This is a genomic window from Mycoplasma sp. 527 (genome assembly GCF_053851595.1).
In genome coordinates, this window is sequence record NZ_JBSQAY010000001.1 from 143,943 (window position 1) to 168,246 (window position 24,304).

General features: G+C 26.9%; 22 protein-coding genes and 1 other RNA gene. 15 read left to right on the plus strand and 8 right to left on the minus strand.

Features of this window, described 5'->3' with window-relative positions:
- The first annotated feature begins 86 nt into the window (after window positions 1–86).
- Window positions 87–854 (plus strand): NAD(+) synthase, encoded by a 768-nt coding sequence (gene nadE / locus ACWXVQ_RS00650; RefSeq protein ID WP_456013203.1) that lies wholly within the window; start codon window positions 87–89, stop codon window positions 852–854.
- A gap of 148 nt (window positions 855–1,002) precedes the next feature.
- Here the strand turns inward: nadE and ACWXVQ_RS00655 are convergent, their stop codons facing one another.
- The 3 genes from ACWXVQ_RS00655 to ACWXVQ_RS00665 form a co-directional block, all read right to left on the minus strand.
- Window positions 1,003–2,112 (minus strand): MHO_1580 family protein, encoded by a 1,110-nt coding sequence (locus ACWXVQ_RS00655; protein WP_456012665.1) that lies wholly within the window; start codon window positions 2,110–2,112, stop codon window positions 1,003–1,005.
- 183 nt (window positions 2,113–2,295) lie between these two features.
- Window positions 2,296–2,676 (minus strand): hypothetical protein, encoded by a 381-nt coding sequence (locus ACWXVQ_RS00660; protein WP_438340802.1) that lies wholly within the window; start codon window positions 2,674–2,676, stop codon window positions 2,296–2,298.
- 140 nt (window positions 2,677–2,816) lie between these two features.
- On the minus strand, window positions 2,817–3,365 hold the full coding sequence (locus ACWXVQ_RS00665) for an inorganic diphosphatase (RefSeq protein ID WP_438340803.1): 549 nt from the start codon (window positions 3,363–3,365) through the stop codon (window positions 2,817–2,819).
- A gap of 111 nt (window positions 3,366–3,476) precedes the next feature.
- Here ACWXVQ_RS00665 and ruvA point away from each other — a divergent pair, with 111 nt between their 5' ends.
- The 13 genes from ruvA (at window position 3,477) to hpt (ending at window position 16,998) form a co-directional block, all read left to right on the plus strand.
- On the plus strand, window positions 3,477–4,088 hold the full coding sequence (gene ruvA, locus ACWXVQ_RS00670) for a Holliday junction branch migration protein RuvA (protein WP_438340804.1): 612 nt from the start codon (window positions 3,477–3,479) through the stop codon (window positions 4,086–4,088).
- On the plus strand, window positions 4,072–5,019 hold the full coding sequence (gene ruvB / locus ACWXVQ_RS00675; protein ID WP_455994584.1) for a Holliday junction branch migration DNA helicase RuvB: 948 nt from the start codon (window positions 4,072–4,074) through the stop codon (window positions 5,017–5,019). The genes ruvA and ruvB overlap by 17 nt, the downstream gene beginning before the upstream one ends.
- Window positions 5,020–5,106: 87 nt before the next feature.
- Entirely contained in the window at window positions 5,107–7,749 is a 2,643-nt protein-coding gene (gene secDF / locus ACWXVQ_RS00680; RefSeq protein WP_455994008.1) for a protein translocase subunit SecDF, read from the plus strand.
- Window positions 7,750–7,764: 15 nt separating this feature from the next.
- The gene (hisS, locus tag ACWXVQ_RS00685; RefSeq protein ID WP_438340807.1) at window positions 7,765–9,024 is read left to right on the plus strand and encodes a histidine--tRNA ligase; all 1,260 of its coding nucleotides are present in this window, start codon (window positions 7,765–7,767) and stop codon (window positions 9,022–9,024) included.
- 1 nt (window position 9,025) lies between these two features.
- Complete coding sequence (aspS, locus tag ACWXVQ_RS00690) at window positions 9,026–10,699, plus strand: aspartate--tRNA ligase (RefSeq protein WP_444705112.1); 1,674 nt, start codon at window positions 9,026–9,028, stop codon at window positions 10,697–10,699.
- Window positions 10,700–10,714: 15 nt separating this feature from the next.
- On the plus strand, window positions 10,715–10,957 hold the full coding sequence (gene secG, locus ACWXVQ_RS00695) for a preprotein translocase subunit SecG (RefSeq protein ID WP_438340809.1): 243 nt from the start codon (window positions 10,715–10,717) through the stop codon (window positions 10,955–10,957).
- 12 nt (window positions 10,958–10,969) lie between these two features.
- Window positions 10,970–13,114 (plus strand): ribonuclease R, encoded by a 2,145-nt coding sequence (gene rnr / locus ACWXVQ_RS00700; RefSeq protein ID WP_455966275.1) that lies wholly within the window; start codon window positions 10,970–10,972, stop codon window positions 13,112–13,114.
- Between the two features lie 31 nt (window positions 13,115–13,145).
- Window positions 13,146–13,577, plus strand: coding sequence for an SsrA-binding protein SmpB (smpB, locus tag ACWXVQ_RS00705; RefSeq protein WP_455966273.1), 432 nt, complete (start codon window positions 13,146–13,148; stop codon window positions 13,575–13,577).
- Between the two features lies 1 nt (window position 13,578).
- Window positions 13,579–13,969: a transfer-messenger RNA gene (gene ssrA / locus ACWXVQ_RS00710) on the plus strand.
- Window positions 13,970–14,592: 623 nt separating this feature from the next.
- Window positions 14,593–14,769: a DUF2188 domain-containing protein gene (locus ACWXVQ_RS00715; protein ID WP_438340812.1), complete on the plus strand. Its 177-nt coding sequence runs from the start codon at window positions 14,593–14,595 to the stop codon at window positions 14,767–14,769.
- A 2-nt stretch (window positions 14,770–14,771) separates the two neighbouring features.
- Window positions 14,772–15,644 (plus strand): tetrahydrofolate dehydrogenase/cyclohydrolase catalytic domain-containing protein, encoded by an 873-nt coding sequence (locus ACWXVQ_RS00720; protein WP_456012676.1) that lies wholly within the window; start codon window positions 14,772–14,774, stop codon window positions 15,642–15,644.
- A 158-nt stretch (window positions 15,645–15,802) separates the two neighbouring features.
- Window positions 15,803–16,474 (plus strand): deoxynucleoside kinase, encoded by a 672-nt coding sequence (locus ACWXVQ_RS00725; RefSeq protein WP_438340814.1) that lies wholly within the window; start codon window positions 15,803–15,805, stop codon window positions 16,472–16,474.
- Window positions 16,444–16,998 (plus strand): hypoxanthine phosphoribosyltransferase, encoded by a 555-nt coding sequence (gene hpt, locus ACWXVQ_RS00730; RefSeq protein WP_438340815.1) that lies wholly within the window; start codon window positions 16,444–16,446, stop codon window positions 16,996–16,998. Before ACWXVQ_RS00725 ends, hpt begins: the two co-directional genes overlap by 31 nt.
- A 414-nt stretch (window positions 16,999–17,412) precedes the next feature.
- Here hpt and tig read toward each other — a convergent pair whose 3' ends face one another.
- Complete coding sequence (gene tig, locus ACWXVQ_RS00735; protein WP_438340816.1) at window positions 17,413–18,846, minus strand: trigger factor; 1,434 nt, start codon at window positions 18,844–18,846, stop codon at window positions 17,413–17,415.
- A gap of 48 nt (window positions 18,847–18,894) precedes the next feature.
- The gene (locus ACWXVQ_RS00740; RefSeq protein WP_455966267.1) at window positions 18,895–19,596 is read right to left on the minus strand and encodes a hypothetical protein; all 702 of its coding nucleotides are present in this window, start codon (window positions 19,594–19,596) and stop codon (window positions 18,895–18,897) included.
- Between the two features lie 150 nt (window positions 19,597–19,746).
- Between ACWXVQ_RS00740 and eno the strand changes: the two genes are divergently transcribed.
- On the plus strand, window positions 19,747–21,123 hold the full coding sequence (gene eno, locus ACWXVQ_RS00745; RefSeq protein ID WP_438340818.1) for a phosphopyruvate hydratase: 1,377 nt from the start codon (window positions 19,747–19,749) through the stop codon (window positions 21,121–21,123).
- 110 nt (window positions 21,124–21,233) lie between these two features.
- Here the strand turns inward: eno and rplA are convergent, their stop codons facing one another.
- The 3 genes from rplA to ACWXVQ_RS00760 form a co-directional block, all read right to left on the minus strand.
- Window positions 21,234–21,926, minus strand: a complete 693-nt coding sequence (rplA, locus tag ACWXVQ_RS00750; RefSeq protein ID WP_438340819.1) for a 50S ribosomal protein L1 — start codon at window positions 21,924–21,926, stop codon at window positions 21,234–21,236.
- Complete coding sequence (gene rplK, locus ACWXVQ_RS00755; protein ID WP_456013204.1) at window positions 21,926–22,369, minus strand: 50S ribosomal protein L11; 444 nt, start codon at window positions 22,367–22,369, stop codon at window positions 21,926–21,928. Before rplK ends, rplA begins: the two co-directional genes overlap by 1 nt.
- A 295-nt stretch (window positions 22,370–22,664) precedes the next feature.
- Window positions 22,665–23,936 carry a hypothetical protein gene (locus ACWXVQ_RS00760; RefSeq protein WP_456013205.1) on the minus strand — a complete coding sequence of 424 codons (1,272 nt, stop codon included), beginning with the start codon at window positions 23,934–23,936 and terminating at the stop codon, window positions 22,665–22,667.
- Window positions 23,937–24,304 lie beyond the last annotated feature (368 nt).

Sequence of the window (24,304 nt, forward strand, 5' to 3'; positions counted from 1 at the left end):
AATAAAAATATCTAAATTATAAATTAATAAATTAATATTAATTTAAAAACATTTATAAAATCTAAATTAATAATAGAATAATTACTATGAAAAAAAATGAATTAAATAATTATAAAGATAAAAAAAACTTCAACAATAAATACTTGATAATGATTAAAAAAATTCAAAATTGGATAAGAAATAAGGTGAAAAAAGCTAATGCTAGTGGGGTTGTCCTTGGGATTTCTGGCGGCATTGATAGTTCAACCTTGGCAATTATTAGTTATCAAGCTTTTAAAAAAGATGCTCATTTTTATTATTTAAAAACAAAGGCAGATGATATTAATGAAATGCACATCAAGAAGTTAAATTTAGTTGTTGAAAATAAGATTGAAACGATTGATTTAACAAAAGAATTTAACGATTTTTCTGATAAGTTTAATTTAAAGGAGGATTGAATAAAAGCCAACACTAAATCACGATATTTTATGAATGTTTTGTATACCAAAGCACAACAAAATAACTCATTGGTATTGGGCACAGACAATTTTGATGAATATTATTTAGGATATTTTACCAAATGAGGTGATGGTGGTTGCGATTTATTACCATTTGCAAATATATTTAAATCTGATATTTATGAAATGGCTAAACTATTAAATACACCAACAGAAATTTTGGATAAGAGACCTTCTGCTAATTTGCTTAATGATCAATATGATGAAGATGAACTTGGTTTTTCGTATGATGATTTCGAAAAATATATTATGGATAATACTTTAATAAGTAGTGATATTTCAACTAAAATTGAGTATTTTCATAAAAAAACAAGCCATAAAAGAAAGTTAATTCCAAGAGGCCCAAAGTTTAAATAAAATTTATTTTTTTATAACTACATTGAAATTATTAATTTTTAATTAATGAATGTTATATATAAATTTTTTTTAGATTTAGTTAATATATAGGCATAATGTTAAATTAAAATTTAGGCCTTTATTAATTCGAACCTAAATTTTAAAAAATTTATGAAGTTTTTATGTGTTTTTTTCAATTTGAATAATATAAATTTTGATATTCATCAGTTGTCTTTACAACTTGACAAAAAAGTTTGATTAATCCCTCGTTGGAATCAAAAAGTTTTTTGTCAAAATGGTCATAATATTTAATTTTGCTAATATTATTTATGATGTTTTGATTTAGTTGAAATTCTAATTTAACATTACCTTTAAATGTAGGCGAAATATGATAGCCTATAAGTCCGTCTGTTTTGGAACTAATAAATTCTTTCTTTTTACTATTTCAACTATTTTTATTATTTATATAGTAATCTATTGTGTACTTGAACTTGTTTATTTCGGTTTTTCTTGGTATTAATTCAGCAGTAATAAATCTATTGCCTTCTTCAATAGAGATACTATTTAAAAATTCTAACTGATATTGCCTTTTAGGAATGTAATATTGATCTGGACTCTTTAATTCAATCGTTTGTTGCATTGCTTTTTCTAAAAAATTATTTTGTTTTAGGTTAAAAAACTTCATATTGTAAATTAGGCTATTAGCATAAGCAACATTATTTTCGAAAATGTTTGTATATTCCCCAGTCTCGCCATCGAAGGTAATTTTTATAGATTCAATTAGCTCAAACTTCAAATCTTTTTCTTTAACATTAATATTATTAAAATCAACAACATTATTTTCTATTTTGAAATTAATAACAAAAGAAAGCTTGTTATAAAAATTAGCTCTTCACCTGTTATAAAAACTAACCTTTAGTTCCTTTAAATCTTCGAATTTTATTTCGCTTTTGTCTGCATATTTTGAAATGCGAAATTTTATCCGTTCATTTTCTAATTTCTCTAGATCTTGCACTTCAAGATCCTTATTATTTAATTGCAAAATTTTAATTCTTGAATTCTCATATGCTGATTTAGGAATCGTGAATTCAATAATTCATGTATTCTCTTTTAGGTTTCTTAAAATTAATATTTCACATTTTTGATCTTTTGTAAGTCCGATGTCTAAATTTCATCTATCTTCGACATTGTATGTTCCGACAGTTGCACTAATTTTCTCTTTATATTCAACAACTTCTTTTTGGTGTTCAATGTTTGAATAATTATAAATTGGTAGCATTAAATCCTCTCTATGCCTCTCTTATGGGCATAATAAGTACACCATTATTTTTTACTTTATGCTAATAAATGAAACTTTTGAAACCTTTTATTACATAAAAAAATATTTTTTTCTCATTTTTTGGCAAAATAAATAAAAGCCATATTTGCTATCTTTGCAAATAAGCTTTATTTGACTATTTTATTAATCGAATAAACATCAATATAATAAACTTTCGATAAATTTTAATCTTCGATAGAATGTGGATTTTGATATATTGAAGGTTTTTCAAGTTATGTTGCTTAGATCGTCTTTGAATAAAATTGTTAGTAATATTGAACGGTCCAATTGACTTAGACTTTTAATTAGTTTTATAACTAATTGTTTTGATCCGCTCGTAATTTCTAATCTTTGCAATCTAAGTTCTTCAAAATTTGCAATTTTTTTGGATAATTCCAGTTCAAGTCTAGTAATGTCTAATTCTAATCTAAAACTGCCATTTTCATTTTTTAAACCCACAAAATCCTTTAATAGTTTTAATAATATTGGTCTTATAATAAGGATATTTTTAAATCTTTGTCTCATTTTTTACCTTTCACCATTATTTTAATATTTTTTTTAGGAATTATAGGAATCTATGAAACTGAAAAAACATTTTATATTTATAAATATAAAAAAATTTTAAAGTTTCAAAAAAAATGTAGCATTTTTAGCAATGCTACATTTTATAGATATTTATCTGGGTGTAATTCTTTCATTTTTTTAATGAATTCCTCTTTAGTAAGAGAGCCGTATTTTTGCATTAATTCGACACATTCATTATATTCATTTTGCGCTCATTTTGCATCTTCAAATCCAGTTATGCTGGTAATATTTGGGCCTTTGAAGAATTTATAGTTTTTAAAGAATATTTCTACTGAATGTAGTCACATTTTATCCAAGTCATCTAATGATTTAATGTGATCAAGACGATAATCATCAGCATGAACGGCGATTAATTTAGTATCAGTTTCACCTGAATCAATCATTTTCATTGCTCCAATAATTCTGGCTTCAACTGAGACACCAGGCATAAAAATTTCAGGTGAATAAACCAAGACATCTAGTTCATCACCATCTCAATCAAGTGCTTCTGAAAGGTAACCATAGTTTGCTGGATATCTAAAACCCTCACGCAAAATTCTATCAACTTTTATTTTTTTGGTTTTTCGATCATACTCATATTTAATATTTGAATTTTTAGGAATTTCTATATTTACTATTACATTTTTCATAAATAAAATTTTATCAATTTTTATTTTTTCTAAAAAATTTCCCTATTTTTTCTTAAAATCGATGATTTTTAAAATTTCGCACTTATATTTGAATTCAGGAGGAAGAAAAAAATGACAATTTATTTATACGGAAAAATTGTACACACAAATACAAATTATTTTATTTTAGACCACAATGGCAGAGGTGAACTTATTTATGCGCCACAAATGAGTAGATTTAAAGCAGGGGAGGTGAGAAAAATATTTATATCTGAAATAAACAATGAATATTCTAGGGTGACATATGGATTTGACAATTTTAAAGAAATGGTAGTTTTTGAGGATTTAATTTCATTGCAAGGATTAGGCCCCAAAACTGCTATTTCAATATTAAATTCAGGTTGAGAAAATATTATTAATTATATTGCAAACTCTAATAAAGAAGAGTTAATAAAGGTACCTTATGTATCGCCAAAGATTGCTAATGCAATTTTATTGACCTTAAAGGATAAATATATTAAATTTATTTCAAAGATGAGTGATGAAGAAATGCAAAAATTCAATAAAGTTTCAAAAAACAACACAGTTTTAAAAGAATTTGAAGAAACAATGAAAATGTTAGGATTCAAAAATAATCAGATCAGACTTGCTCTTGATAATATGGAATTAACGAGCAATATTGAAGAATCTGTTGAAAATGCAATTAAAATAATTAGTCAAAAACAAAATGAAGCAAGAATTTAGAATAAAAAGTTTTGATAATTTTATTGGGCAAAATAAGATTACATCTACTTTAAAAGTGATGATAAACTCAGCACTAAAACAAAAAAGGCCTATTGACCATTTATTATTTTACGGGCCACCAGGATTAGGGAAAACTACCTTAGCTCAAATAATTGCTAATGAGACTCAAAGTAACATCATTTATGTGCAAGGGCCCCTGATTCAAAAGAAAAGTGATATATTAACTTTGTTTTCTTCGTTGCGTGAAAATGATATTCTGTTTATTGATGAAATTCATGGTATAAATAAGAATATTGAGGAATTATTATACTCTGCCATTGAAGATTATGTTATTGATTTGCCTGTTGGTGTTGAAGGTGATATGAAAATAATGAGATTAAATTTAAATAAGTTCTCATTAATAGGAGCTACTACAAAATTTAATTTAGTATCAAATCCACTAAAAGATAGATTTGGATATATCGGAAAATTATTGCCTTATAGTAACGAAGAAATTAAAGAGATAATCAGTAATTCAGCCAATAGAAATAACATTATAATCGCACCAGATGCAATTGAGGAAATAGCAAGAAACTGTCGATCTACTCCAAGGATTGCTAACAACTTATTAAAAAGAGTTTATGACTTTGCATTATTTCGAAACTTAAATCAAATAGAAGCAAGTTTGGTAAAGGAATCATTTGAGTATCTAGATATATATCCCGGGGGATTAAATATTTTTCAGGTTGAATATTTGAGTATTTTAAAAAATGTATTTAAAAATAAAAGTGCTTCTTTAGATACTATAAGTTCAATTTTAAAAGATGATAAGGTAACAATAATTAATGATTTAGAGCCTATTCTTTTAGTAAAAAAGTTCGTTGAAAAAACTGTTAGGGGACGAAGAATAACCAGCGACGGAATTGAATATCTAAAATCAATTAATAAATAACTAATAAGTTTTTATGTTTTTTATATTTAAAACTTTATAACTATTAAAATATATTCAAAATATAACAATTATTATATAATTGTACCTATGAATAAAAAAAATAAAATTAGCCCTGCAATAAAATGAGTTTTTAGTATTTTTATATTTATTGGGATGTTGTTAGCATTTATTTTTGGTTCTATTTTTTATTTAACACCAACATTGAATAAATTTAATCGTACTAATAATGAAATTATCGGAACTAAAACAGTTTTAAAAATTCAAAAAAATAGCAACCAAACAAGTTCTAAAAACGAATTACAACCAAATAAAATTGCAGATATTGTAAAGCAGTACCTTCAAGAAAAAGGTGATAAATTAACTTCTAACTATGATGTTAATTTATTGTCTAATAATCTTATTGAAGTAAAAGATTTGTCAGCAACTGATGATAAATCCCAAAAACAGCTTTTAGACTCATTAATTAAAAAACCTAATTTAACAATTACCGATCATAATGGTAATCCATTATTTTATAAAGGTAGATATCAAGGTAATGAAAGCTCATTCCATGGGTTGAAAGAGCTCATTGATGAAGGGTCTCAAAATTTTAACATGGATTTAGATCCAAATCCCGCAAGTGATAAAATACCTGAGGGTTATGCAGATAGAATTCAAATTAAATTGAATAGTTATGCATGAGATCAATTTACACACCTTGCATATGATTATTTTATAAGAGGTTTTCAACAACAAGGACAAGGTCAAGATGACCCTAGCTCAAAAGTATACTTTTGGTTAAATTTGGATGAATTCATTCAAAATGCCATTCAAAATGATAGAGAAAATTGAGATAGAGCAAAAAATAATCCTGTTAATTATGCATATGCCAATAATAAAGCAGGTGATGATGTTACACGCGATAAGGACGGAAAAGTATTAAAGACGTTAAAACCAAGCTTAAAATATTCAATTAATGCCCAAAGATATTTAATTTCTGCAATATCTCCTATCTCGTTGATTTCATCAAAAAAACGTGATTCAATATTTTACTTAATTAATAATATTTCTAATGGTTATTCAAATAAACAATTAACTTCTTTAATTAATTTCTCATATACACCATTTAAATTAGAAAAACAAACTTCTTATTTTATTACTAAATCATATAGACAATTTGATTCATATATCATTGCTATAGTTGTTATGTGAGCCGTTATGTCACTATTTTTATTAATAAAGTACAGACTACTTGGTGTAACTGCTAGTGTTACGTTGGCATTCTTGATATTTGTATTTTTATCAATCATAACTGCTTTTGGTGTAGTTATAAATTCAATAATTGGACTAACAGCAATTATGTTACTATTTATTGCATTTAGTTTATTAATTAGAAAATTGCACATCTTTGCAAAGGAAATTAAGGAAGGTTCGAATACTAACAAAGCTATAAATAAGGCGACAAAAAGGTCATTGATATCTGGACTTGATGTAGTAGCTGTTATAGGCATTGGGGCCATTTTGGCTTTCTATTTAAATATTAATCATTCTTCAACTATTGGTGCGTTAATGGGTATTGGCGCTTTGTTAATTTCTTTTATTGTTATTGGTTTAAATACCATATTGTTTAGACTTATAATTCAAACCGAATCGTTTGATAATAAGAAGTATTTGCTTTTAAGTGCAAATAAAAAAATACATAAATTTACTTTAAAGATTAATAATTTCTTTAAAGTAAGACTACTTATTATTCCTATTATCGCTATTCTTATGGTGTCAATATTAATATTTGGTTCCTTTTCTGGAATACAAAAGTCAGCATTATTAGGTTTTAATGTCGATTCTAATTTAAAATTTAAGTTTATTTATAGTGTTGGTTTAAATTTCAAAAATGGCGTTGATATTAGTGGACAAACTACTATATTAAATGAATTGCAAAATTTTATTATTTCTCATAATGAAGGTGTTTTAATCGAGAAAGTAAAAGCAAGTGAAAACGGATTAAATTCGCTATTAATTTATTCTAATATGGATATGAGCAATTTAATAAACAACGAATTGCTAAAGTTATTTAATTCAAAGAATTATGCAGATGTTACTTTAGTAACTAGCTCTAATGCTTTAGGAAATAACAGCATCGGGTATTCAACTGCCTGAATCTCTCTATTAATGCTATTAACCAATATTTGCATATTCATATATATCACAGTTAGATATTCAATGCAATCAGCAGTTATTTTTATAGTAAAACAAATTCTTTTGATTGGTTTAGTGTTAGGGATATTCATTATCTTTAGAACTAAAATTGATAATTTTGTGTTTGACGGTTTATTATTTGTTTCGTTTATCAATATTGTTGATTCGGTAATCAATTCATCAATCATAAAAGATGAAATTTTAAAAGATACTAATACCAAGAACTTTATTTATAATCCAACCCAGGTTCATAATATTATCAAAATATTAATAAGTGATACCTTTACTATTCAAACATTTAATGTTATTTTGGGATTTGTATTATTATCATCAGCTCCATTCTTGCTTGTGAGTGTATCGTTTAATGCAATATTTTCACTTCAATTAGCATTGTTATTTACTTGATATTTAAACATGTTTATTATTCCAAGACTATTAGAACATTTAATTAATTTAAGATATAAAAATAAACACAAAAGAATTGAAAATGATTTTTGAAAAACAGAAAAAATCCAAGAGCAAACCTTTATTGGTATTAATGATTTTTCGATGTAATTTAGTGAGGAATATATGTTCAAAAGATTAAAAGGCACACAGGATATTTATAATAAAGAGGCTAAAATACTAAATTTTATTCGTAAGACTTTTGAGGGAATAAGCAAAAAATATAATTTCCAATTTATTGAAACACCAATCATTGAAGACTATAATCTTTTTATAAGAGCAGCTGGTGAAACTAGTGACATTGTAACAAAAGAAATGTATGTTTTTCGCGATAACGGCAATAGAACTATTAGCTTAAGGCCTGAAGGCACAGCATCAGTTATTAGAGCATATATCGAAAATAAGATAAATAATTTTACAAAGGCAAAATTATTTTACTTTGGTCCTATGTTTAGATATGAGCGACCACAGAAGGGTAGATATAGACAATTTATTCAAGGTGGAATTGAATTAATCGAAAAAAAATCAGTTCTCTCTAATTTTGAGGCAATTAAATTTGCTAATGATTTCTTAAATGATTTAAAAATAAATGATTCTATTTTAGAAATTAATAATCTTGGTAGCATTGAAAGCAGAAATAAATATATTGCATACTTAAAGGATTACTTTTTAAAATATAGAGATCAACTAAGCGAAATTTCAAAAATTAGATTAGAAAAAAATCCCCTTAGAATTCTTGATGATAAAGAGGAAAATAAAAAAGAATTTGTAATGAATGCTCCTAAATTACTTGATTTCTTAAGTTATAATGAAAAGCAGGAATTTAATGAGTTGTTAATTTTGCTAGATAAATTTAATATTAGATATAAGGTTAATCCATATTTAGTGCGAGGATTGGACTATTATACAGATATTGTCTTTGAATTTGTTTCAGATTCGAAGGCTCTTGGTTCGAAATCAACAATTCTTGCTGGTGGCAGATATGATGGAATGGTTGAATCTTTCGGCGGCCCTATGATCGGATCGATCGGGTTTGCTTTCGGCGTTGATAGAATATCTAACATAATTGCTTATAACATTGACAAATACGAAGAGATAAAAGAAGATTTAGATATTCTTATAGGTTATATAAATGATCACGAAAAAGATGAAATATTAAAAATCGCTTATGATTTAAGAAAAGAGTACAACATTGAATTTATTAATGAAAAATGCTCAGTTAAACAACTTTTTAAATTAAATTATCAATTAAAACCTAGAATGCTCATATTTAAGGAATTAAATTCAAAACATCAAGAAATAAAAATAAAAATTAAAGATATTGAAATTATTCATAAATACCATGACATCAAACAATTTCAAGAGATAATAAAGGATGTAATATAAAATGAAAAAAATATATTGTGCAGATTTAGATATAAATAATATAGGTAATAGTGTGGAACTGTTTGGTTGAGTGGCAACTAAGAGAAAATTTAAGAATCAAATGTTTGTTGATCTGAGAGATTCTAGCGGTATCATTCAATTGGTGTTTGTTAATATTTCTGACCCACTTTTAACCAAAGAAAGTTGCATTAAGGTTAATGGTATCGTTAAGAAGCGCCTTGATGCTAATGCAAACTTAAAAACAGGTGAAATTGAAGTTTTAGTTAATGAATATCAAATTCTTAATTCATCTAAACAAATCCCTTTTGATATTGAAGATGATAAGAATAATTCTGCAAATGAGGATTTACGTCTAGAATATAGATTTTTGGATATTCGAAATAAAAAAGTATTGAACAATCTTAAAATTAGACATAAATTATCGCTTTATATTAGAAATTTTTTCGATAAGAAAGGTTTTATTGAGGTTGAAACACCTATTTTAGCTAAATCAACTCCAGAAGGCGCAAGAGATTATCTGGTGCCAACAAGAAAAAAAGGAAGGTTTTTTGCACTACCTCAATCACCTCAATTATTTAAACAATTATTGATGGCTGGAGGTGTTGAAAAATATTTTCAACTAGCAAGAGTTTTTAGAGACGAGGATTTAAGAAAGGATCGACAACCAGAATTTACTCAATTAGATATTGAAATGTCTTTTGGCTCGGAGGAAGAAATCTTTGCATTATGTGAGGAAATGTGAGCAGAAGTTCTGGGAAAATTAGGCTATAATATTGAAACAAAATTTCCACGAATGGATTTCGAATACTCAATGAAACATTATGGAAACGATAAACCCGACACAAGATATCCATATTTAATTCAAGATTATTCAGAGGAATTGAGTGATAAATTCGGAATGAAATATGTAAAGGGTATAATATTTGACCGGGATGTTAATGAGCATATTGATATAATTAATGAAATTTTTTATAAGAATGGTGGCGAGTTTTTTGAAACATTAGATTTAACTTGTCCATCATGTGAAGTTAGCAAACACCTTGCAACAAAAAAAGAGTCAACTCATTTATCAAACCCGATCGCTTTAATATCGGCTGGTAACGATGAAGAAAATGTTTTAAAAGCCTTGGGTGCAATAAGAACGCTATTGAATGAGCTATATAAGTTAGCAGATCCAAATAAATTAAACTTTTTGTGAATAGTTAATTGGCCAATGTTTGAATTTGATAAGGAAACTAATTCTTATGCTCCTGCACATCATCCGTTTACTCAATTTGATGAATCTACTGTTCATTATTTGAAAAATGATGAGTTTAATAAGGTTAGAGCTAAATCATATGATTTAGTTTTAAACGGTTTTGAGCTAGGTTCTGGATCGATTAGAATTCATGATCTCAATATTCAAAAAATGATTTTTGATATTTTAAAAATATCAAGAAAAGAACAACAATCAAGATTTGGCTTCTTCTTAAAATCATTTGAATACGGCCTACCACCGCATTGTGGCATTGCATTTGGTATTGAAAGAGTTTTAATGATTTTAACTAAATCATTATCCATAAGGGATGTTATTGCTTTTCCAAAAAACGCAAAAGGTGTAGATTTACTTACCTCAGCGCCATCAGAATTAGCAAAAGATCAACTTGCTGAGTATGGGATAGAAATTAAAAGTTAGGAGAAAAATAATATTATGGTATGAGCATTAGTTGTAATTCTTTTAATAATATCCTTAGGTATTATAGGAATATCGTTTATGATGGCCCCAGATTCTAATAGTTTTAGCGGTGCACTTGTTGGTAGCAATGATCTTGACTTATTTAAAATTTCAAAAGAACGCGGAATTAAAAAAGTTCTTAAATGGTCGATGATTTCCTTAGGTATTTTAATGTTTATATTTGCAATTATTTTGCGCGTTGTTTGACAGCAAGGTTAAAACTTACATATAATGAACAATAAATTTTTTAAAAATGTTAAAAAATTAGACTCAGTTGAGATATTAAAATTCATTCAATCTCATCCACAAGGTTTAAGTTTTTTGGAAATTGTAAAGAAATTAAACATACATCCATCATTAAATACTGATTTATCATTAATACTTAAAAAATTGGAAGAAAACGAAAAAATCGAATACAAGAGGGATGGTTCCTATATTCCTATTTTTTATCTTACAATGGTCGAAGATATTGTTGCAATAACTAATAAAAGATTAGGTTTTATTGATTTTATTGACGCTAATGATGAATCGAAGAAAAAATCTGCAATTTTATTTCCATTTGAAACAAGAAATCTACTTGATGGTGATTTAATAGAGGCCAAAATTTTCTATTATTATAACGATCAAAATGAATTGTTATATAAGGCAAAAATTACAAAACTATTAAAACATAAAAAAAATATTTTGATAGGAAATTTCTTAAGGTCGCATAATGGGAAGATTTATTTCGAAGCATCAAATGATCGAGATAAAGGAAAGTTTGAGATTTTTAATTTAATGAATATACCTAAAAATATAAATAGAGATGATGTTGTTGAGGTTTTTGTTTTAGAACCAAATGAAAAAAATATTGCTATTAAGTTTAATAGAATTATTACAAATATTAATTCTTTTGAATTTCCATTTGCTAAAATTCTCGCAGAAAATGAAGTTAGCCAGAAATTCGATGATAGTGTTCTTCTAGAAGCTTCTAATATGCCTACATCTGTTAGTGATCATGAAATTAAACAACGCAAAGATTTACGCAGTTTATTAACTGTTACTATTGATGGTCTAGATACAAAGGATTTTGATGATGCGATATCATGTTTTGTGTTACCTAATGGTAATACAAAACTTTATATTCATATTGCGGATGTTTCTTATTATGTAAAAGAAGGAAGCAAAATTGATAGTGAGGCATTGCTTCGGGGTACATCAATTTATTTGCCAGGTGAGGTTATACCTATGTTACCTTATGAATTATCTAATGGAATTTGTTCATTAAACCCTAATGTCGATAGATGTACTATTACACTTGAGTTAGAAATAGATAAAGAAGGTAATAATGTTAAAAAAGATATTTATGAAAGTGTAATTAATTCTAATTATCGCCTAACTTATAATGAAGTGAATGATTATTTTAATAAAAAGATAAATGTATCATTAGAATTAAAAAAATTAATGGATGATTCGCAAAGAATATCAAAAATTATTCGACAATATAAGATCAAAGAAGGTTATGTTAATTTTGAAATTAAGGAACCAAAGTTAATTATAGAAAATAATAAGGTAGTAGACATCAAAATAAGAGAGGACGGCGAAAGTGAAAATATGATTGAAGATTTTATGGTTAGAGCAAATGAAACAATAGCGGAAATGATGTTTGAAAACCATATTCCTTCAATATATCGTGTTCATGATAAACCATCTGATGATAAGCTTTTTGAGCTTCAAGAACTTATTAAATTTGCACATTTAAATAATATATTGGTACCTTTTGATGGAAACCCATTAAGTTTTTCAAAAATGGTAAATAAACTAAAAGAAAAAGGATTGGATGATTATATAAAAAATGCTTTTCTTAGAACAATGCAAAAAGCAGTATATTCATCTAAAAATATCGGTCATTTTGGTCTTGCTTCTAAATATTATTCACATTTTACCTCACCAATAAGAAGATATCCTGATCTATTATTGCATCGTTTAATTAAGAAATATTTGTTTGCTCGTAAAAAAATTAGCGATGAACAGTTTTCGGAGGAATCTAGTAAAATTGAACAAATTGCGCTTATGAATTCTGAAAGTGAAAGAACGGCAATGACTGTTGAAAGAGACATTGTTGATATTAGAAAAGCTGAATATTTTGAATCACTAATCAATAAGACATTTGTTTCTACGGCCGTTTCTATTGAAAAATTTGGAGTATTTTTTAATATTAACGAATATCAAACAAGTGTTTTAATAAGATTTGAAGATTTGGATGATAATGTTATAAAAATTTCCAATTATGAAGCTAAAGGCGACCGCCTTTTATTCAAGGTTGGCCATAATTATAAAATAAAAATTATTGGGATTGAAAGAGAAAAGGGAAATATTAATGCGTCTTTGTGTTAATATTTCTTTTTTTGATCTTATAATATTATTTATGCCAAAGTTAATTATAAAAAATAAATTTGCTAAATTTGATTATGAGATTCATAGTACTTATGAGGCAGGAATTTCATTACTTGGTTGAGAGGTAAAAAGTTTGAGGGCACAAAATGCAAAAATAGATAATGCTTTTTGCTCTATTAGCAACAAAAATGAGGTTTGGATTAATAATTTGTATATTTCTCAATATATGCTAGTTAAGGGCGAATTGGATAGATCAAGAAAATTATTGATGCATAAAAAAGAAATTTTGAGAATAAGTAATTTAATTGATAGATTAGGCTTAATAATGGTTCCCCTTTCGATTTATTGAGTGAACAATTATATAAAAGTTGAAATTGCTTTGGCTAAAAGATTAAAAAAATACGATAAACGTGAAAAAATTAAACAAGAAGAGCTAAAAAGAAACCTTAGAAAAATATATTAACGGGGATGTAATGGCTTCGACAAATATTTACGTATTTCAATTGCAGTGGTCTTGTAAACCATAATACTTCTAGGCTTTTTAAATGCAAACTTAGAAAACAAAAAAGAAAAAGACTACTTCATGACAAACGTTATGAATCGTCAATTAAATCCAGTATTTGCTTAATTAAAATCTGGTCAAAATCTTATAATGTGGCCCGCATTTAAGAATTTTGTTGTGTTGGGCTTGATTCAGTACTGTTTCAGTTAAGGGCTGAATGACTCAAACAAACTGACACCCTTTTAATTTTTTTCTATTTTAATTAAAACTGGTTAGCATAAAAATAGAATAAACTGTAGATATTGAAATATTACAATGTATGGACCGGGGTTCAATTCCCCGCATCTCCACCAAATGTAAATACACTAGCATGATGCCTTGGCATCATGTTTTTTTGTTTATGTTAAGAATCAATTATAAAAATAATTAGATAAAAATTATAGTAAAAATTTTTATTAAACAAATAGCAATATTAATAACTAAATAAGAGGAATCACCGATATACCAACGTCAATTAAAATGATAGATGCAGAAAGTTAAAGAGTCGCCATTATTAAAAAAACTCCTTAAAATTTATTTTTTCAATTTACAAAAAAACTCAAAAGATATCGAAAGAAATGGCCTTTTAAAATTTTGGGAGATAGCAAATTTTAAAATATTTAAGATATTTAGCAAATAAATAAATTTATGAAATTATTAATTTGTGGTGGCTTTATTTCAAAATAACAATTGTAATCTCGTCGAATTGTTAAGTTAAATTTTACAATTATCATAAAAACCTATTTTATTGCTTTTTTTGATGGAAAGTTTAGAAAATAATTTAATCCGGTTTTTTGATAAAAAAATATATTAATAACAAAAAAGTTTTTTTATTTTTTTTAAATAAAATAGCTTATTTTTAATTAAAAAATAATGTATGATTTTATAATATATAAAGTATTTTTATTGTAAATCTTAAAATAAAAGGGGAAAAATAATGGCAGTGAGATTAGTCGTAAATCATCCTGATGGATGGGCAGTAAAAAACCCAAAAGGACAAAGAGCTTTGAGAGTTTTTAAAACGCAAAAAGAAGCTATGGATTATGCAAAGTCATTGAAGGATACAACGTCAATTAATGTGCAAAGTAAGACTGGTGCATTTAGAAAAGTATAAAAATGTACAATATTTTAGATGGTAAAAAAACTAAGGAAGAAATACAAACTAAAATAAAAAAGCAATTTGAAAACATGGCAGAAGATAAAATGCCAATTTTAGGTATATTACAGGTTGGTGATCTTGAGGAATCTAATATATATATAAAGCATAAATTAAATATTGCTCATTTCCTTGGGTTTAAAACAAAATTAATAAAATTAAATAGAAACGTATCAGAAGAAGAAATAAAGCATAATATTGATATTCTGAACAAAGAAACAACCGGTTTTTTAGTTCAGCTTCCTTTGCAAACGGATAAAGTCAAAAATCTACAAGAGTTACTTAATTGCATTAATATAACTAAGGACATTGATGGTTTGACACAATGGAATCAAGAAGCAAATTTTCTAACTAATTTTAATTCATTTCTCCCTGCTACAGCTCTTGGTGTTGTTATATTATTAAAAAAATATCAAATTAATTTTAATAATATGAATATTGCCGTTGTCGGTCAAAGCAAGATAGTTGGAAAGCCGCTTGCTGATTATTTTGAGCAAAATGGGTCTCATGTAAGAAGATATGATATTAATACTCCGAAGGACGATTTATTATTGAATGATTTAGTTGTTGTAGCAACTGGCTGCCGTGGCTGCCTGGACGGAATAAAATTAAAGGATAATGTTGTCCTTATTGATGTAGGAATACATCGAATAAATGGTTTAATTGTCGGTGATATTGATATTTCTAAGATAAATAACAAAATATCATATTTAACTCCAGTACCTGGCGGTGTTGGACCCATGACTATCATTGCCTTAATGCTTAATTTGGTTAAGGCATATGATATGCAAAACGATTCAAATTTTTTATCAAAAATATTGATAGATTTATAATTAACTTTATATATTTTTTAATATAATTATTAACTATTTTTTTATAAAAAAATAGCATATTACACAAATTGCTATTTTTTATTTTTTTACTATTTTTTGATTACAACATTTAGTAAAATAATTTAAATATTTTTACTTTTCTTATTTAGGGGGTCTTTATGATAATAGGAATAAGTGGAATGATTGCTGCGGGAAAAAGTTCGCTTTCTTCCAAATTAGCTAATCATTATAAAAATTCTTTACTACTGAATGAATTTGAAGAAAATGATGAGGTATTCAATACTTTTTTAAAGTGATTATATGAGAAAAAACAAAATTTAACTATTAGTTTTCAAAGTTTTATTATTGAAAACCATTCAGCAAAATTTATGGAAATTTATAATAAATTGCAAGATAAACCCGATATAGATCGGCATTTGTTTTTGGATAGATTTTCTATTGAACATTATATTTTTGCTAAGTTAATTCTTAGCAAAAAGGAACCTAAATATTTTGATGGCTTCAAAGCCTTATTTTCTAAGTTAATTACAAAAAGCGAATTACCGGACTTAGTAATATTTCTTGATATAAGTTTTGATACTTTTAAGAAAAGAATTTTTGAGCGAGGGAGAGCTATTGAAATAGATAATTGAGATCTTAATTACGATTATTTCAAGAACTTGCATGAAAATTATTATAAAATTTTTAGAGAACTTGCTGATGATTTTCAACTTAATTACAAAATTATCGATACAAACAATTTATCTGAGGATGAGGTATATAAGCAAGTAGTAAAAATTATTGATGAAGAGGAAAAACAATGGCAGTTAAGACAATTGATCCACGAATAGAAAAAGTTCTTTTCAACCAAGAACAATTGGAATCAAAAATAATTGAACTAAGCAATTGAGTTAATGAAACATATAAAAATTCAAATAACTTAATTCTTGTCGGTTTATTAAAAGGATGCTTACCGTTTTATGCTCAATTGATAAAAACAATTAACATAGATTTTATTACGGATTTTATGATAACTAGTTCATATGATGGGAAAGACAAACCATCAGGAAATGTTAAGATAATTCTTGATCTTGTTAATAATATCGAGGGTCGTGATGTGTTAATAGTTGAAGATATTGTCGATACAGCAAAAACTATGACTAAGGTTGTGTCAATTTTGAAATCTAGAAATCCTAAGAGTCTTAAGGTCCTTACTTTATTAAATAAACCTAGTGGTAGAATTGTGGAATTTGAGCCTGATAATTATGGTTTTATTATTCAAAAAGAAGACTTTGTTGTTGGTTTTGGTTTTGATTGAGAAGAAAAAATGAGACAGCTGCCTTATATAGGTACAATTAAAAAAAGCATTATTTAATTGTGATTAAATAAAGGAAAAAACAAACAAAAATGAGCCTTCTTCAATATATGAGGTTTCAGCATTAAAACATTGATTTTTTACAGTTTTTTATTCCGTTGAGGAATTATTTTATCACTTGTTTTTACATTAGGAATTGCTATACCATGAGTTTATTGTGCAAGACAAAAATTTATTGCAAACCACACCATTTAAGCGCTAGAAGATTGAAATTTGATGGAACAAGTGGACAAATTATTTGGTTCATTTATTAAATAATGACTATTAGGTATTGTAACATTTGGTTTTTATACTTTCTTTATCTTGCCACAAAGGGTTGTTGCTTGATACACAAAGCATACACTCATTGCTGAATAATTAAAAGAAATTATAAAATGCAAGACTTTAATCTTGCATTTTTATTTTTGCGTTTATCTATTTTTCAGCCTTATCAGCCTTAGTTGTTGATTCTTTATCATTGTCCTTAGGTTTTGATTGTACCATTTTAACAATAGCTTGTTCAACATTCTTTTCATATTGTTTTATATTTTCTTCTAATTTTCTATATTTTTCATAATTTTCAGAATCGCTAAATTTAACTAGTAGAGTAAAAATTTTATGTGGTAGTTCATTTTGTTCTAATGATTTCTTTGATACGAAGGTTTTTATTTGTTCTGGTTTTAAATTATATGATTTAGCTATTTCATTAACCTTATTTTCATATTCTTCATCAGTGATTTGTAGATTTTCCTCATCTACAATTTTTCCTAAAACAAATGATTTAAAAAGATTTTTAAAGGCTTCATCTTGATATGTTTTTAGAACATCCTCTTTATTGGTTTTTGTGAATTCAAAATAATCTCTTTCGCTAATCCCCTTTTGTTTTAGCTGTTGAATAAAACTTTTATAATATTTTTCAGCTTCTTCATTAATAATTATGTTAGAAATTGTTATTGAAGAGTTTTTGATGATTTCGTTGATTGCTTCATCTGTGTAGGTTTGCGAAGCTACTTGTAAAACTGCTTTTGTTGCTTCAAATTCAACATATTCATTAAATTGTTCGATAGTGTTTACTAATGGATTTATTTTTGCTTCTTTTAAGAATTGATCATTTACCTCTGGGTAATTATTTGTTTTAACTGAATTAATTTTTACTTTAAAGACTACATCTTTTCCAGCTAATTCTTTTGCATGATATGTTTCAGGGAATTTAAGATTTATATCTTTTGATTCACCACGATTTAGATTGACCATTTGTTCTTCGAAGCCAGGAATGAATTGATTTGATCCTATTACTATGTCAAATTTTTCAGCTTCTCCGCCTTCAAATTTTTCACCATTAATGTAACCAGTAAAATCAAAATTTACACTATCACCCATTTTTATTGGTTCATTAGATTCAATGGAAACAGCGTAATTTTTTAGAATTGTTTCTTTGGTACCTTCAATCATCTTTTTATCAATGTTTGCAATGTTTAACTTAGTATTAAGTTTCTTATATTCACCTAAATTTACATTAGGAAATAGAGGGAATCTAAATACATATGTGGCACCTTGGTCAGAATAATCACTAACATCAAAACTAGGGTGATAATCATTAATAATTTTATCTTCGTCTTTAATTTGAGTAATTATATGATTTTTATAAACATCATCAAATTTATCATGAATTACTTTATTAAAAATTTTAAATGGATCAACTCTTTTTAGAGCTTCTTTTAAAGGGGCTTTACCTTTTCGAAATCCAGGAATTGTAACATCATTAGCTAATGATTTTTGAGCTTTTTCATAGGCCTTGGTTCACTCCTCGCCATTAATGGTATAATCGATAATTAATTCGGTATTTTCCTCATTGAATTTTCTTGACATTTTTTTGTTCTCCTTGAATAAAAAATATTGTTATTATTATAACATTATTTATTTAAATAATGAATATAATGATTTTTCATTATCTGATAGTGAATTTTCATCCCTTTCGCCAAATAAAACCTTAGTAACGTTGATTATTTCTTCATATTCGCTAATAGTTTTATTTTTTAAAATATTAATTCAATTTTTGAATAAATATGCACTGAATACTTGTCTGGCGATTTTGCTTTTTGCTACATCATTGCTGTAAATTGTTAATATTTCTTTTTCCAGTTTAGCAATTGCCTCATTTTTTAAAAATGAACCATCTATTTTAGGATTAATTATTATATTATTAACTTTGTAATTGTAATCAACATTCTTTGTTTGCAATAAATCATATATTAGCGTTTGAAATCCTCTGTTGTCAAAACCATCTCCATTAAAAAAGAATTGAAATTCAGATAGATATTCATTTATATCTCGGTTTTTTAATTCATTATAGTTAAGCATAAAAATATAATCCATTTTTTTGTTTTTTAATGAATTAATTAGTGATAAAGTATCTAAATTGGTTTTTGTTTTTAAATTGTTTTTTTTAATCTGAAATAATATAGTATTTCTGAAAGCGTCAATTTCTTTTTGCATTGCATCAATAACAAATTTATTTCTCGAGTTATCTAAGAGATAAATTGCTTTGAGCGGGTCGTCATATCTTATTTCTGTTATTTTATCAATGAAATCATTAAATTCTTTTTCTATTAAATCCATAATATAAAATTTTACACTATTAACATTATTAAAATAAATAATGTTGCTTCTAAATTAATAAATAATTCTATAATTTATATATAAAAAAATTAACGTTATTAGATGACGAAAATTAATTTTATTTTTAAAGAATTTTTAAGGAGAATAGGAATGTCTAAAATTAAGAAAATATATGCATATGAAGTTTTAGATAGTAGAGGGAATCCAACAGTTAAGGTTGAGATAACCACTAAAAAAGCTTTCGCTGAAGCTCTAGTGCCATCGGGCGCATCAACTGGATCAAAGGAAGCTTTAGAACTACGTGATAAAGGAACAAAATATGAAGATAATTGATTTGGTGGAAAGGGTGTTCAAAGTGCTTGCGATCATATAAATAATGAAATAGCTAGTTTATTAATTGGGCATGATGTAAAAAATCAAGAGTTGATTGATAATATTATGATTGATGCTGATGGTACTCCAACAAAATCAAAATTTGGTGCCAATGCAATTTTAGCTGTATCTCTAGCATGCGCAAAAGCAGCTGCAATCGAAGCTAAAAAGCCATTATATGAATATCTGGCTTCTTTAAAACAAATTAGTGCAAGTTCATTTACTTTGCCGGTGCCGATGTTAAATGTTATTAACGGTGGTGAACACGCTTCAAATACCATTGATTTTCAAGAATTCATGATTATGCCGGTAGGGGCTAAATCATTTAAACACTCTTTGCAAATGGCAAATAAAGTATTTCATACATTAGCTAAATTACTTAAGAAGGCAGGACACGGAACACAAGTAGGTGATGAAGGTGGTTTTGCACCTAATTTACATACCCATGAGGAAGCACTTGATTTTCTTGTTAAAGCAATTAAGGATGCTGGTTTTAATCCTGCAACAGAAGGCGTAAATTCGATTGCAATTTGCTTGGATGCTGCATGTTCGGAACTATATGATTCAGAGACAAAGAAGTATGTATTTAAGAAATTTAAGAAGGCATTATTAGATAAAAGAGCTGGTTTTGAAAAATATGCTAAAAATAAATACGAATTTACAACTAAAGAACTTGTGAATTACTTTGGTAAATTGATTAATAAATACCCTATCATTTCAATTGAAGATTCACACCATGAAGATGATTGGGATGGATTTATTGCAATGAATGAGAAGTATGGTGAAAAGGTTCAGTTAGTAGGGGACGACTTAATTGTAACAAATCCTCAATATATAAAGGAAGCTATTACTAAAAAAGCAATTAATGCTTCATTAATTAAGATTAACCAAATTGGTTCATTAACAGAGACAATTAAAGCAATCAAGATGTCTCAAGAAGCTAATTTAGTTCCTGTGATCTCACACCGTTCTGGTGAAACAGAAGATACATTTATCGCTGATTTATCAGTAGCATTTAGCACCGGAGAAATAAAAACTGGTTCAATGTCAAGAACTGATAGAATCGCTAAGTATAACAGATTAATAAAAATCGAAGATGAGCTAGGTAATAGAGCTAAGTTTAAAGGAAGGGAGACATTTTATAATTTAAAATAATATATCAAAATAAAATTAGACCTAATCCCCAATTGTTATGGGTTTGGTCTAATTTTATTATTTTTGTTTTAAAAAAACTTAGCCAAAAAGCCAAGTTTTTTTAAAACAAATTAATCGATTTTCACTTTAACAGCAGCACCCATTGAAGTAGAAACTACAATGTTTAAAACATATGTTCCCTTAACAGTTTGTGGTTTTAATCTCTTAACTGTTTGAATTATGGTTTCAGCATTTTGAGCCAACAATTCAGTAGGCATTGATTTTTTACCAACCGAGGCATGGATAATTCCACCCTTATCAGCGCGGTAATTTGCTTTACCTTTTTTCAATTCTTCAACAGCTTTAACTGGATTTGTTGTAACTGTTCCTGTCTTTGGGTTTGGCATTAAACCTTTTGGACCAAGCTTTTTACCATATTTTCCTAAAACAAGCATCATTTTTGGATCGGCAACAATCACATCAAATTCATATTTATCTTGATTTAAAATTTCTGGTAGTTCTGAAGATGAATAAACGAAGTCTGCCCCAGCCTCTAATGCTGCTTTTTGCGCTGAAACTTCATCAGTAGCCACTAAAACTTTAATGCTTTTACCAGTACCATTTGGTAGCACTACAGCTCCACGTAGTTGTTGGTCTGATTTTCTTGTGTCTAAATTTAATTTAATAGCAATATCTAATGATTCGTCAAATTTTGCAAATGAAGCTTTCTTAGCTAATTCAATCGCATCTGCTAAAGGGTAAATATCTTTTTTGTTAACTAATGTTTTTAAAACTTTAGCGTTCTTTGTAACTCTCTTAGCCATTAGTTAGCACTTCCTTTTAGTCATTCTTCATAACCTTCAACTGTAATACCCATATTTTTAGCAGTTCCAGCAACCTGATGCATAGCGCCTTCTAGAGTTATTGCATTCATATCTGGCATTTTATATTCCGCTATTTCTTTTAATTGTTCCAAAGTAATTGAACCAACTTTTTCTTTGTTTGGAACTCCACTACCTTCTTTAATTTTTGAAGCTTGAATCAATTTATATGATGTTGGTGAAGTAAATAATTTAAAAATAAATGATTTATCCTTATAAACTGTAATTAATACAGGAACCGGTTCCGAACCTCTGTCTCTTGTTTGGTCGTTAAAAGCCTTAGTAAATTCAGGCATGTTAATACCAACACCTGCTAGTGCAGGGCCTGGTTTGGCTTGTCCAGCTAAAAATTGTAATTTAGCTTTTTTTACTATTTCCTTTGCCATTTTTAAAAATCCTTTCGATAATTGTGGTTCAAACGAATTAATAAATTCTTCCACATTTTAGGCAATTTTACATTGCACCTAGAAATTATAGCAAATAACTTATTTTATAAAAATAAACTCATTATATTTATCTTAAAATTTAATCAAAATAAATAATATCGACATAATAGAGGCATAATAAGAATTCTATATTAGTAATTTTTTAGAAATTTTTATGCTTTTCTAACTAAATTTATAAAAAAAGTATCCACATTTGGATACCTTATATAATAACCTTTACAAAATTATTAGGGCTTTAGTTTTGTAAAAAGTCAGCACTACTTGGCATTAATAATCTAACTAAATGATCAAGCAATTGAATTTTTAGATTTGGATCTTTTTTATTATTACCATCTTTTGGGTTATTCATTTTTGAAAGTTTAATTAGCTCATCAATTGTTTTTATTGCTTCGGTAATTGATTTTTCATTATATGAGTTTCCCCCAAGACCATATTTAGAAAGTTTATCATTATCTTTCTTGTAATTTTCTTTGTATTCTGTAAGCATTTTCTTAAGGTTTGAAAAACTAGATTCATTTGCTTCTATTTTTAGATTTTTAACCATAAAAACAATAGTTTTAACTTCTTCGATTTGTTTTTCTTGTTGTGTTTTTTCTTCGAATTCTAAATTTTCACCCTTAGGGAAAAGTAAATCACTTGCTGTCTTTGTTAATAGCTTACTAATTTCTCCTAATAATTGAATTTTAACTACTTCTGGGACACTTAGGCCTAGAAGAATTTTAACCTTATCAATTGAATTATTAAGTGCTTCTTCCTCGTAATCAAATTCTGTAATACCAATTCTTTTTAGAAGTTCATTTAATTTTTTTTCATCTTCAAGTAATTTTTGAAATTCTTCTATTGATTTTTTATCTGAATTAACATTAAGTTTATTCAATTCAACACCTAAATTAACATTTTTGTTAAATTCTTTTTTAAGTTGAGGATCAATTTGTCCCTTGAATAAGCTTTTTGTAAAAATGTTATCAATTTCGCCTAATAATTGAATAATTACATTTGGATTTTTATCTTTATTTTTAATGATATGCTCAAGATTAATTAATAATGAAAATGCTTTTGTTAAAACATTTTTGAAATAATAATCACTTTTACCAAGTTTTTTAAATGCCGCAGCGCCTTCTTTTTTAAGTTCATCAACAAAGTTATTTTTTGAAATATCAACCTTAGAAATTTTTTCAGCGAAAAGCATTACTGCTTGTTTGTCTTTGTTAAATTGAATTGATTCAGGTGTTTCAATTTCTGGCTTAATTGGCTTATCATTCTCTGAATCGCCTTGCATTGGTTGATCAGTATCACCTTGTTTATCTGGACTAGGTTTTTTATCAGTATCGCTTTCTTTATCAGGTGTTTTTTGTTGAGGGTTTTTTGTTTCTGGGTTTTCTGGTTTCTTTGGTTCAGCTGGTTTTTCTGGTTTTTCCGGTTTAGCAGGATTTGCACATGATAGAGCTATAACTGGTGTTGCCAAAACAGGTAAAAATCCTAGAAAAAGTAATTTGCTTTTTTTCATTTTTCTCCTTATATTTAATTAAGTTTAATAAAGCAAATTTTATAGTATTTTTTTTTTTTTTTTTGTTTTGGCAAAATTTCATGATTGATGCTCTGATTATGACCAAAATTTTAGACAAAGCCAAGGCATTTATAAAGGCACTTTTTACTACTTGGTATTATTCTAATTTACGACCTTGATCTAATAAAAATATATTTATTGCAAAAATGTCTCTAATATAAATCAAAATTATATTATTTAATTCATTTTTATTTTCCCAATTTTAAGATTTAAAAATCATAAATCCACCTTAAATTAAAATAGATTTATGATTTTTTATTTAATTTTTTAATTGCATTTTTTTTAAATCATCATATGAATTTCAAATA